This is a genomic window from Salinivirga sp. (assembly GCF_035268865.1).
GTDB lineage: Bacteria > Bacteroidota > Bacteroidia > Bacteroidales > Salinivirgaceae > Salinivirga.
This window is the reverse complement of the sequence record NZ_DATFKB010000048.1, coordinates 1-12399: the sequence shown is the minus strand read 5'-3', so window position 1 is coordinate 12399 and position 12399 is coordinate 1. Positions and strand designations below refer to the sequence as shown.

The following is a 12399-nucleotide window of genomic DNA, read 5'->3' as shown; positions in this document are numbered from 1 at the left end:
AGTCATCGTCTGCATTAATTAACGGCAAATGGAAACATTTCGATAAAAAGTCGGGCTACGACTTAAAAAAGCGCTCAATAAGGTATGAATTAGACCACGATGGCTATAAATATTTTGTAGCTTATAAAATTGCTGGAAAGTCAAACAAATTGTTACGCTGGGATGGCAATAAATGGGAAACTTTCAATTTTAAAACTAAATACAGATATACATCAAGCTTTGCACCGGTGGTTTATAAAAATGCAATCTGGTTTAAAAACCACAATGGAAATAATTATAAGGGCTTGCTATATTTTAATGGGAGTGAGGTCATAGATTATCCGTTAGGCAGAAGAATAAAACAAAATTGGGTTCATAGTGCCTGGCGTTCAGAAGATGTATTTTATGTGTATTCGTCTGGCCTTAGTGGAAAAGGACCGATATTTAAAATTAAGTAAGAACACATGTAATGCTTATGATTTCGGTTAAAATGGGCAAGCCGGTTTATGGAAAACTGTTTTTTTAGTGAGAAATATTTCGTAAATCCATGCCCTAGTGTCTACCTGTTTGCAAGCGTACAGGCAAGTTTAATAATAGGCTTTTATAGCTTTTAATCTCATTGAATTTTTTGAATAAAGCGGGGATGAAGCGTAATTTGATCTTGACTTTTCGCCGGTAGACGGATATTTTTTGTGTCTTTTCAAGAAAACAAAGATTTAGAAACAAAACCGTAATTTTCTTACTAATCTGTTTTTAGACGCTTCGATTATATATTAGAAAAAAGGCCCGTATTAACAGGCCTTTCCTTTTTTTATTTTTGAATATTGGGTTGTTCCAGTCCGTAACCCGATACTTTGTCGTCGCGTTTCAGTAAGAATGCAAATAAAATACCCAGCAAGCCAAGTGCAGAGAACATGAGCATGGCATTGGTATAATCGAGTGGTTCTATTATTTCGGCAACATAAGTTTCCTGTCTGAAATCAAGTGCTTCATAATTAACCGATCTTAACTCACCAAAACCAAATTTTATTTTGGATTTACCTGTTTCATCCATATATAATTTTTGGCTTTCGCTGTATATTACCCGTCCATCTGCATCTTTAATGCTGATAATTGCATCGAAATTTTTCTTGTTAGGTTTCTTACCAGGTTCAGCCAGGGTTGCTATATATTGATTCTTTTCATCCAATTGGAATTTGCTGCTTTCGAGTAGACGAATGGTATCATTATCTCCAAAAGTGGGTGATTTAACGCGGTCGATATAGATTTTTGCATCTTGTGGTATTTCTAACAAATCAAATTTTATTAAATCTACCATTTCGTTGTTTCTAAAATTAATGCTGTAATCTCCGTCTTTACCTGTCTTTGTTTCATAGTAACTTCGGTAGACAATTTCTCCGCTGAGGCTGTCTTTGTAAACAACGTATTTAAATTTAATATTTTTGTTATTAAATGTACTACTTGTTGTATTTAAAGAGCTGGCGAAGTTGCCACTTTGTTCTATTTCTTTAAATTGTTGGTTTTTTAGATCAATTCTAAACTCAGGGTTAGATGCATCAAGTACTACACCAACGAGAATAGGTAATGCCCAGAGCCCTATATTTTGCACCGAGAACATAAATCCATACGCAGTACCGAGTTTATTGTCGCCTACAATTTTGGTTACTGCGGGCCACATGGCTGCAGGGACCAGTGAAAATGCCACTCCAAGTAAAAATATTGGTAGTAATGGAGTAATGGTGGTAAGGGCAAACATCAGGTGCGAGATAATGAGCAATGCGGAGCCCAGGTACATGAGTGTGGCACTTTTCCCTTTATTGTCAGCTATCCAGCCAAAAAGTGGGGTTAATAGTATGGTCCCGAACATGAGTATAGAGGAGATTTGGCCGGCAATATCCCGCTCCATGCCAAACTTGTTCATCAGCAGGTCTGGTGCATATTTTACAAATGGAAAAACGGCCGAATAGAAAGTAACACACAGTAGTGTAATATAAATGAATGTGCGATTGGTGATAAGATCAAGCAAATCTCTCCACCTGAATTGGTCTTCCTCGCTTTCGGGTAGTGTTTCTTTTACTTGCTTGTCTATTTTCAGATCGAGGAAAATGTAAATGATGTAGAACAACAGGCCAAGCCACAGGAGTAATACTCCGAACCAAATGGCGTTTGTCCATTCGGGGTGAATGAGATATGGTGAAAGGAAGAGTGCCAATGCTGTTCCAAGGCGTCCAATGGCTAAATTTAGTCCCAGTGCCAGTGCAAGTTCTTTGCCCTTGAACCATTTTACCACAATTTTAGAGAGTACCACGATACTGGTTTCTGCTCCTAAACCAAAAATAAAGAACCCAAGGTACATCATTTTCAGGGCAGGAGAGTAGCCAGTTAGGAATGAGTTCATTAAGGCATAACCAGGGCCACCAGCAAGATACATGTCAGATGCGCCATAGGCGGTTATTACGCCACCCAAAGCCATCATAAACACGAAAAGTGTTCCCGTAATGCGTATGCCCAATTTATCGAGAATAATACCACCAAGCACTGCCATGGCCAGGAATACATTAGGCACCGAATAGGCCGACATAAATGCGCCATAATCAGAGGATGAAAATCCCAGGTTGGTTTGCATCAGGTCTTTTAGGGGTGATAATGCATCGTAGAAATAGTAATTGAAAAACATGACCAGGCTGCTCAATAGCAGCACGCCCCACCGCAATGCGGGATTGTCGCGCATGGTTTTGTGTATTCTCTCTTTCATAATGAAGATTTTGATGATTGAGGCTACAAACTTAAAAATTATTTGTAGAAACTGGCTTTTACTTAAGGTGTATTCTAAATAAAAAAGGCGATCCGTTTAGAATCGCCTTTGTATTTATTGATCTGTATTGATCCTTTATTTATTCATCGTCCGGTGTTTGTCCCGAAGGTAATTCAAGTCCATAACGCTGTCTGGCATCTGCTTTTTTAAGCTGGAAGGCCAGATAAATGGAAATTACACCCAGTCCAACAAGTGCAAGTATCGGATAAGTATAATCGTAGGCGGGTATTTCTCCCAGTGATCTCAAATAGTTCATCACTTCATCTACTTTATCGGGGCTGTTATTGGCAGCAAGCTGAGTTGAAATTTCATCAAAACGCATTTCCTGAATAACTTCGCGCTCTTCTCCAGTGGCGAGACCTATATCCTGCAATCCGTTCCGGATTGTGGTAATAGTATTATCCTTGAGATTGAAAGCGTGCAACTGATCAGCGATAGCTTGTTTGGCAGCCACAATTTTTGGGTTAAACCAGTCTACCATGGCTCCAATACCCCAGAAGAAGAGTCCAAGCCCCCAGTTCTGAATGGTAAACATGGAGGCATAGGCTGTCCCCAATCGGTTTTCTGCCACAATTTTGGCTACAGACGGCCACATGGCAGCCGGAACCAGTGAAAATGCAATTCCGAGGCTAATGAGGCCCAAATAGGCCAGCCAGTCGTAGTTGAACAACGACATGGAAACGTGGGCAAAAATAAGCAGCAATGCACCCAAAATCATTAGTGATGCAGCTTTACCTTTGCTGTCGACGTAACTACCAAAAATTGGCGTAAAAATAATTGTTCCCAGTGGAATCAGGGCTGCTGTTTTAGATCCATTTTGTAGCCAAATACCCATTACATCCCAAATTGAAGCGAGGAATGCGGCAAACAACAATGCTATAACGGCCATGTAGACCCGTCGTGTATTGATATTTTTAATTTGTTTGGGGATGGCTGCAAAGGCAATGGCAAATATATAAAGTGCCACAAAAACACTGGCGTTACCCAGAGAGGTCGACCCAAAGAGGTTAATGTTGCCATTTTCAGGCAATAAGATTGAAAACTCAAATTTATTTATCAATATATCAGGTGCATACTGAATAAATGGAAATACTGCTGAATAAAAGGCCACGCACAGCAAGGCAATATATAAAAACGATTTGTTTGTAATAAGTTTAACCAAATCTGAAAACTTAAAGTCTTCAGCTTCTTCTTGTGCTCCTTCCACTTTCTCCTGACGATCGAGTTTGATGTCAAATACGCTGTAAATAAGGAACATGATAAGTGCAATTCCGATAAGTGTTGCGGCAAATGTTACTGCTGAGGGTACACTACCATTGGCAATATCTGGAGCCAGTGCAATACCCATGGCACTACCGAGTCGACCAAGTCCCATGTTGAGGGCCATGGCCAGGGCAAGCTCGTAGCCTTTAAACCATTTCACCGCGGTTCGGGTGGCCACCACACAAACTACCTCGAGACCTGAACCAAATAAAATCCGGCCCAAAATCATCATGTTAAGCATTGTGGAATGTTCTTCTCCGAAAAATCCGGCTGAGGCAAGAGCTGTAATGGAAGCACCCAATGTCGCAATACTTCCGAAAACAATTCCGGCCATTCTAACACCCCATTTGTCCAGGATGATACCTCCTACGATGATCATTCCGAACATATTGGCTATGGTAGTTAGACCGATGAGGCGTCCAAACTCCTCACTGGTAAAACCCATGTCGTTTTCCATGATGGTTTTTAAACCACCAAAGAAATCCTGAAACCAGTAAGTACCGAATGTTAATCCTGAAATGAGTAAGAGCATCAACCAGCGCATAGCCGGAGTGTGACGTAAGCTTTTCTTAATTGTATCCATCTGTTTTATTTTTATTGCTGTAAATCAATTAATTTCTCACAAACAGACCGCTAATATAGTAGAATTATTTCTCCGTTCAAGGGAGAAATGGGGTTGTTTTTTTATGTTATACAAAAAAAAACCACCCGAAACAGGTGGTTTTTTGTATGTTAGCGTGTCCTTATTTTTTTGGAATTGCTTTTAATGTTTCTAGAATCCAGGTCCAGAATTTTTGTACTGTTTCAATATTCACTTTTTCATCTGGACTGTGCGGATAGCGAATTGTTGGTCCAAATGAGATCATATCCCAGTTCGGATAAGCACTACCTAAAATACCGCATTCCAACCCTGCGTGTATAGCTTTTATCTCAGGAATTTTACCATAAGTGTTATTGTAGGTATCCTGCATTACTTTCAGGATTTCTGAATCCATGTTTGGTTTCCATCCGGGATAAGCTCCTGCCAGTTCAACCTTTGCACCTGCCATGCGGAATGTAGCTGTAATACGCTCAGCAAGTTCTTCTTTGGAACTATCTACAGAGCTGCGCATGAGGCATTGTGCAATAATGGTGTTGTTTTCTGATGTTTTCACTACTGCAAGGTTGGTTGATGTTTCTACCAGACCCGGCATTGCATCGCTCATGCGAATTACACCATTTGGAACAGCCATTACGGCATCGGTAAGGTTGCGCTGTGTGGTTTCATCAATAACAAACATTGGTGCCTCTGCTGGGTCAAATGTAATTGTTACGCCCGGATCAGTATCTGATAATTCGTTTTTAATGGTTTTTTCAAGTTCAGCTACGAACTCTTTGAATTTTGCTTCGCCGTTTTCGGGCACAGCAATTGTTGCAAAAGCTTCGCGAGGAATCGCGTTACGTAAACTACCGCCCTGCACATCGGCTAAACGAAGACCAAATTCATTTTGTGCTTTATTAATTAAACGGAAAAGAATTTTATTGGCATTTCCTCTTTGGAGTGGAATATCAAGTCCTGAATGTCCACCTTTAAGCCCTTTTACGGAGATTTTAAATGCTTTATAGTCAATGGGAAGTTTGTCTTCTTTGTACGAAAATGTAACATTGGCATCTTCGCCACCTGCACAACCAACGTACAATTCACCTTCGTCTTCAGAGTCCATGTTCAACAGTATGTCGCCTTTCAGGATGCCTGGTTTAAGGGCATTGGCTCCGGTCATACCGGCTTCTTCATCTACAGTAAAAAGTGCTTCAACTGGTCCGTGCTCCAGGTCGTTTGATGACAATACAGCCATGGCTGCTGCTACACCCATACCATTGTCTGCTCCGAGTGTAGTGCCTTTGGCGGTTACCCACTCACCATCCACAAATGCTTCAATCGGATCGGTTTCAAAGTTATGAGAACTGTCGCTATTGGCTTGCGGCACCATGTCGAGGTGACCCTGCATCACTACGCCTTTGCGGTCTTCCATGCCTTTTGTGGCTGGTTTACGAATAATTACATTGCCTACTTCGTCCTGAATGGTTTCCAGACCAAGGTCTTCACCAAATTTTTTAACAAACTCCACTGCTTTTCCTTCTTTTTTTGATGGACGGGGAATTTGCGTAAGGCTATAAAAATGTTCCCACAATGCTTTGGGCTCTAAATTTTTAATTTCTTCGCTCATAATATTTCGATTTTTATGTTGTATTTAAAAGAGTAACAAATTTAATTTACTTTTTCAGGTGGTCCACAAAATAATTCACCATTTTTGTGAATAAATGGTAGCGGGTATTGCCTCCGTATATGCTGTGATTGCGATTGGTGTAAATGGCCATGTCAAATTGTTTGTTGGCCTGCACCAAAGCCTCTGTCATTTCAAATGTGTTTTGCGGATGCACATTATCGTCGGCCAAACCATGCACGATAAGCACATCACCTTTTAGTTTTTCAACATGGTTAATAGGTGAGTTGTCATCGTAGCCAGAGGGGTTATCCTGTGGTTTGCGCATGAAACGTTCGGTGTAGATATTGTCGTAATAGCGCCAATTCGTTACCGGAGCCACAGCTATACCGGTATTGAAAAAATCTGCTCCCTGGGTCATGCAATTTAATGTCATAAATCCGCCATAGCTCCAGCCATAAATACCAATTCGTTGCTCATCGGTAAAATCCAGTGATCCTAAATATTTGGCTGCTTCGATTTGGTCAATGGTTTCGTATTTACCAAGTTCTTTGTAAGTCATTTTACGGAACTCTTGTCCGCGCCCTCCGGTTCCACGGGGATCAACGCAAGCTACTACAAATCCTTCTCCTGCAAGCACCTGTTCCCAACCAACACTCCAGCGGTCCAGTACTTGCTGTGAGTTCGGTCCTGAGTACTGCGTCATTATAACAGGATATTCCTTGCCGGCTTCAAAATTGGCTGGTTTAATTATCCATCCATTGAGTTTTACTCCTTCTGAGGTTGTGAAATCAAAAAACTCTTTGGTTTGTAAGGCGTAATCCTTCATTTTCTCCTTCAGTTTTGCGTTGTCTTCCAATACACGAATTACTTTACCTTTTCTGTTGTTCATGGTTACATAATTGGGCGTGGTGGCATTGGAAAAGTAATTGATAAAATATTGGTATCCTTTACTAAAGCTGGCGCTATTATAGCCTTTCTGGTTACTAAGCTGTTTTTTCTTTTTACCATCATCTCGCACCTTATAAACAGTTCGGTATATGGCACCTTCCTCAGTAGAACTGTAAAACACCATGTCATTTTCTTCGTCGTAGCCATAATAGTTTGTAATGTCGAAATTTCCCTGTGTAACCTGTGTGAGCTCTTTTTTGGTTGTATTATACTTATAGATATGGTTGTAACCATCTCTTTCGCTCATAATCAGGAAATGCTCCTGATCAATAAAAGTAAGGTCCTCATACGGAGGCTGGTCAATGTAGTATTTATTGTCTTCGCTGTAGACTACTTCTGAATTTCCGTTTGTACCATTGGCATAGATTATATCCATATGGTTTTGCAACCTGTTCAGACGGACAATAGCCAGTGTATTTGCTTTTTTTGTCCAATAAATGCGTGGCAGATATATGTCGGTTTCCTCGCCGGTTTCCATCTCTGTAGTTTTTTCTGTATTCAGATCGTAAGTGTGAACGGTTACAATGGAATTGTCTTCCCCTGCTTTAGGGTATTTGTAATCGTATACTTCCGGATATAGTTTATTCGCCTTTATTTCAGGTTTAAGACCTTTATATTTTAGCAGAGTGAATTTTTTAACCCGGCTTTCATCGAATTTGCAATAGGCAATTTTAGATCCATCGGGTGACCAGTGGAATGCCTGATTGTATCCGAACTCTTCTTCATAAACCCAATCGGGTGCGCCATTAATGATTTTATTTCTTTCACCATCGTGGGTAAATTGATTTAATTTTCCGGAATTCAGATTTTTTATGAAAAGATTATTGTCGCGGAGGAAAGCCACTTTTGATCCGTCAGCAGAGAGTGTTGCAAGTCTTTCGCGTCCGGTCTTGGTGAGTTTTTGTAATTTTTGGTTTTCTAAATCGTAAATATAGAAATCTGCATAGAATGAGTGCCGGTAAATTCTGATGCGGTTGATATAGAAAATAATTTTCGATTCGTTATCGGAAAATTTATAGTTTGAAATATACTGGATATCCTCATTATTCAGGTCCTTAATTTTCATTAGTGTATCTACAGCCTTACCCGTTTTGTAGCTGTATTTAACCAAAGCGGTACCACTATTTTCCAGGGTCGTGTAGTGTAATCCATCATCCATGGAATTTACGCCGTATACTGATTGTGCTCTAAATGTACCGTCTTTGTAAAGGTCGGCAACTGTGACTAGTTTGTTTTGTGTAAAAGCCTGAGCAGCAAGTCCACAAAAAAGGGCCAGAAGGAAAAACTTTTTCATTTTTTATTACTTTTTGGGTTAGCAGTCCAAAGATCGTATTTTTTACGGATTGATCAATTTTTTCATCCTTGAAAAAGTTTTTTTAAATTTTTTTCGAAAAATGTTTGGGAAGTAAAAAAAAGCGTCTACTTTTGCAACCGCCAATCACAAAAAAGACGGTTGGTGAAGTTCAAAAAGGGAGCGACACTTGCGTTTCAGCATCATCCCATATAACAATTGAACGAAGTTATTTAAAATATTAGGGCGATTAGCTCAGTTGGTTCAGAAGCATCCCGATTCACATCGGGAGGGTCGGGGGTTCGACTCCCAAAAAGAATGGACGAAGTTATTTAAAATATTAGGGCGATTAGCTCAGTTGGTTCAGAGCACTTGGTTTACACCCAAGGGGTCGGGGGTTCGACTCCCTCATCGCCCACTAAGGTCAATCAGAAATGGTTGACCTTTTTTATTTTCAAAAAATTGAGTCATGGCTTATACTTATATCCTTTATTCGAAAACTTTGGATAAATTTTACATTGGACATACTTCAATGTCGGTAGAAGAGCGACTTACAAAACACCTCCAAAAGCATCAGGGTTAAACTGCGTCAGCCAAAGACTGGGAAATCGTTTATATCGAATCATTTCCAGATAAATTAGAGGCTTTTGCAAGGGAACGACAAATTAAGGGATGGAAATCAAAAGTAAAGATTCGTGAATTGATAGAGAAGGGGGCTTAGCTCAGTTGCCTCCGATTTTAAGAAATGCTATGGTCTTCATTTGAATTTAGCGTCCACGAAATAATACAATATTTTAGCTGTGGGGCAGTTTTATCGGTTTTTAGTGATAAAAACATGCTGTGTATTGATAAAAATAAAAGCACCGACATCGTGCCGGTGCTTTTGGGGTAGCTGTTTTGATTACCTGTCCCTAAAAGTGGAACATAATGTATAAAGAAGCTGTCGGGTTATTAAAACCGTAATTAAAGTTTGCATTTCCCGGAGAATCTAAAGTTGTAATTTCCTCTGCTTCATTTCCGTTCCATGTTTCGATTATACTCGTTTCCTGGGTGTTTTCAGTATAGTTTATTTGCCAGCCAACTTCGCTGCCAAGGCAAATGTTGGGCATAATAAAATATTCAACGCCAAGGTATGCACCTAATCCGACTCCAAAATAGGTTCCGTCATTATTTTCCACTAATCGATCTACGCCAAGGTCATTAGCTCCAAAGTTATATACTGTTGGATCCTGATTTAGTTCAGAGTAGTTGTTACCATAAGTATACATGGTTTTATCTGCTCCAAACATTAAATTTATTTCACCTGCAAAGAATCCTCTTAAACGGCCTTTACCACGACGTTTTTCAATTCCTGCACCAATCATATAGTCATGACTTACTGTTTGCATCACATCTACAACCCGGTCATTGCTGTTTGGGTCGTTGTAAAGAGCTGCATCGTCAACAACATATTGTTTGTTTTGAAAGTTATTGCTCATTATCATTACTCTGCCTCGTATGGCCAAATCCTGATCGAGGAAATATTTTGCAAATAGTGTGTTAGGTGTGGCAAGGAAATTTCCATTGTAGGAATTATTTACCGAATTATTCGCAAAATTTCCGAGATAATTCAGAAAAGGAACCATGTCAATACCAACTGCCAGGTCACCGGCTTCTGGTAAAATATTCTGTCCTTTTTTATTTACTACCTTTTCCTGGAGTTTGGTTACAGGTGCTGTTTCTGTTACTTCTTCCTGGGCAAAAGCAGATGAAATAAAGACTATTAATGTTAGTAATATGATTATTTTTTTCATTCTGTTTAAGTTTTATTTTTTTATGCTCACATTGTATTGCATAAATGTTTATTTCGGGATTGTATTTATGCTTGTGTTATACCTATAAGGGTATATTTTTCAGGTATTAAAATGATTGAGCACCATACTGAACCTTCTCGTTATAGCTGTGTCCTGCAACATATATATTGACCAGGTCAGGAGCAGTATATTTTTTTGTTTCGGGATCGCCATAAACCCACATATCGAGGTCTCCATCGTATTCAATTACCTGTTGGTCATAAATAAATTCATCAAATGAGATTGTTACATTTGTTCCCAATTCAGTTACAGGAATATCGTATGTAAACATTCCACTACCGTCTATTTCAGTTTCATATACAGTTACACCCTGGGCACCAGCGTTGTACTCGCTGTTTTGAATTGTAATGAATACTTTTGTTCCTGCTGGAGCAGGCTCAAGTGTTGTGTTTGCGGTATCGTTCATTAAATCAAGCTGAGCTTCTACATGGCAGGTAAGAGAAGCTGTTTGGTTCTTGTCTAGTGTTACCGTTGTAGCTTCCTCTTCTGTACATCCTGAGATAAATGTAAATGCCAGCACTATACTCGGGATAACTAATGTAAATAGTTTGTTTTTCATAACTTTAAAAGTTTAATTATTAATGACAGATGCAAAACTATATTTATAAAACAAACTTATGCAAACGTTTGCGCTGTTTAACATTTTAAAAACAATTGTATAATGTTTAAGAGACTAAATTTTAATCTATAACGCTGAAAGTAGTTGATAGCAAGTTTATATTGTGATTTATTTAATAAAATGTTAATTTTTTTGTTGTTCAGCTTTTATTTCTGTTTATTATTTTGTATTTTGTATTGATTTTGAGGGAATAACAATCACTATTTAAATTAATACTTATGAGAAAACTAGTTTATTTTTTTACACTGATTATTGCGGCTATTTCAATTAGCTGTTCAAGTGGTCCTGAAGTTTCACCTGAGATGCAGGGATTCATGGATGAGATATCAGCAACGGGTTCAATGATTGATGCTGCTGAAAAATATGGTTATAACGCCCAGGAAATGCCCCTGGACTTATACGAATTAAAGGAACCTACTGTAAAAAAGGTTACAAAGGAAGGTGAAAAGGTTGAATACCTTGTAAATATTAAGCATGGCTTAATTGATAGTGATGTTATAGTGGTATGGAAAGACAAAGTTATTGTCAACATTAAAGAGCCGCAATAGGTTTGAGTTAAAAACTTAATGAAATGCCTTTTTGTAAGTTATGCAAAGGGGCATTTTCTCTATAAAGTAATTCCGGTGTTGATCATCATTAGATCGGCAACATGACGGTGGGCCTTTAAGCCTACTCCTAAAAACCAATTTTTTCCAAAATGATATGTTAATCTATAATGCTGATAGACAGGATCCATTGCTTTGTGTGGGCTGTAAATGTACCAGCCCAGATCAGTTACAAAAGATAATTTTCCAAAATTTGCAGTATGGCCGGTTATAATGGCTAAACGTTGGAAATCTTTATCGTTTTGGTTGCGGTTTAAATGGTTGCGTATATAAGTGTCTGCTATATATTCAATTCCAACGTTTAAATAGCTGAATTTAGGTATGAAATACCCCAAAGTGAGATTACATCCATAAATCGGGCAATTTTCCCGTTCGAAATTATTCGTTTTGTTGGCAACTTTCATACTATAGAAACAGGTTGCGCCGTATTGCCAACGTTTTTTATCTTTGAAAAAGTTTGGATCTGTGCTGTATCCCGGGATATTGGGCTCATCAATGTAGTAATTAATTCCTGTATTGGCTGTAATGAAGTTCATTCCTTTATTAGGTTGTTTTAAACCCCCATTCGATATATGATTATAGCCCAGTGAGCTTTGCCATTGCAGCTTTGGTGTGATATCGTACCTGAGGGAGAGGTGTAACTGAAGAAAAAAGCTGATGTTTGTGCTGAAAAATATGTTTTGCGGATTATTTTTTTCATCATAAGTTCTTGTTACATGGGAGAATCCTGCTCCACCTCTTGGGATAAAATGTAATCTGCCGTCAGAATTGCTATAAGGAGCTACAAATAGAAATGGATTTATGCTCTGCCCCAATGCG

Annotated in this window: 9 protein-coding genes, 1 tRNA gene and 1 pseudogene; 4 read left to right on the top strand and 7 right to left on the bottom strand. The window is 38.9% G+C overall.

Features of this window, described 5'->3' with window-relative positions:
• A partial coding sequence (locus VJ937_RS03200) for a hypothetical protein (RefSeq protein ID WP_324065457.1) occupies nucleotides 1-437 on the top strand: 437 nt, incomplete at its 5' end.
• Between the two features lie 353 nt (nucleotides 438-790).
• On the opposite strand, the gene VJ937_RS03195 is transcribed toward VJ937_RS03200, so the two are convergent.
• The 4 genes from VJ937_RS03195 to VJ937_RS03180 form a co-directional block, all read right to left on the bottom strand.
• A complete protein-coding gene (locus VJ937_RS03195; protein WP_324065456.1) occupies nucleotides 791-2734 on the bottom strand; it encodes an MFS transporter in 1944 nt (647 codons plus the stop codon).
• A 139-nt stretch (nucleotides 2735-2873) separates the two neighbouring features.
• Nucleotides 2874-4640, bottom strand: a complete 1767-nt coding sequence (locus tag VJ937_RS03190; RefSeq protein ID WP_324065455.1) for an MFS transporter — start codon at nucleotides 4638-4640, stop codon at nucleotides 2874-2876.
• 160 nt (nucleotides 4641-4800) lie between these two features.
• Nucleotides 4801-6264, bottom strand: coding sequence for an aminoacyl-histidine dipeptidase (locus VJ937_RS03185; RefSeq protein WP_324065454.1), 1464 nt, complete (start codon nucleotides 6262-6264; stop codon nucleotides 4801-4803).
• 46 nt (nucleotides 6265-6310) lie between these two features.
• Nucleotides 6311-8506 (bottom strand): S9 family peptidase, encoded by a 2196-nt coding sequence (locus VJ937_RS03180; protein WP_324065453.1) that lies wholly within the window; start codon nucleotides 8504-8506, stop codon nucleotides 6311-6313.
• Between the two features lie 340 nt (nucleotides 8507-8846).
• Here VJ937_RS03180 and VJ937_RS03175 point away from each other — a divergent pair.
• Both VJ937_RS03175 and VJ937_RS03170 read left to right on the top strand, forming a co-directional pair.
• Nucleotides 8847-8921, top strand: a tRNA-Val gene (locus VJ937_RS03175).
• Between the two features lie 51 nt (nucleotides 8922-8972).
• A pseudogene (locus VJ937_RS03170) lies at nucleotides 8973-9224 on the top strand (GIY-YIG nuclease family protein).
• Between the two features lie 190 nt (nucleotides 9225-9414).
• On the opposite strand, the gene VJ937_RS03165 reads toward VJ937_RS03170, so the two are convergent.
• Nucleotides 9415-10296, bottom strand: coding sequence for a hypothetical protein (locus tag VJ937_RS03165; RefSeq protein WP_324065452.1), 882 nt, complete (start codon nucleotides 10294-10296; stop codon nucleotides 9415-9417).
• 106 nt (nucleotides 10297-10402) lie between these two features.
• Entirely contained in the window at nucleotides 10403-10915 is a 513-nt protein-coding gene (locus VJ937_RS03160) for a hypothetical protein (protein WP_324065451.1), read from the bottom strand.
• A 278-nt stretch (nucleotides 10916-11193) separates the two neighbouring features.
• Here VJ937_RS03160 and VJ937_RS03155 point away from each other — a divergent pair, with 278 nt between their 5' ends.
• Nucleotides 11194-11523 carry a hypothetical protein gene (locus VJ937_RS03155; RefSeq protein ID WP_324065450.1) on the top strand — a complete coding sequence of 110 codons (330 nt, stop codon included), beginning with the start codon at nucleotides 11194-11196 and terminating at the stop codon, nucleotides 11521-11523.
• Between the two features lie 59 nt (nucleotides 11524-11582).
• Here VJ937_RS03155 and VJ937_RS03150 read toward each other — a convergent pair.
• Nucleotides 11583-12399: acyloxyacyl hydrolase (locus VJ937_RS03150; RefSeq protein ID WP_324065449.1), on the bottom strand; the 817-nt coding region annotated here is incomplete at its 5' end.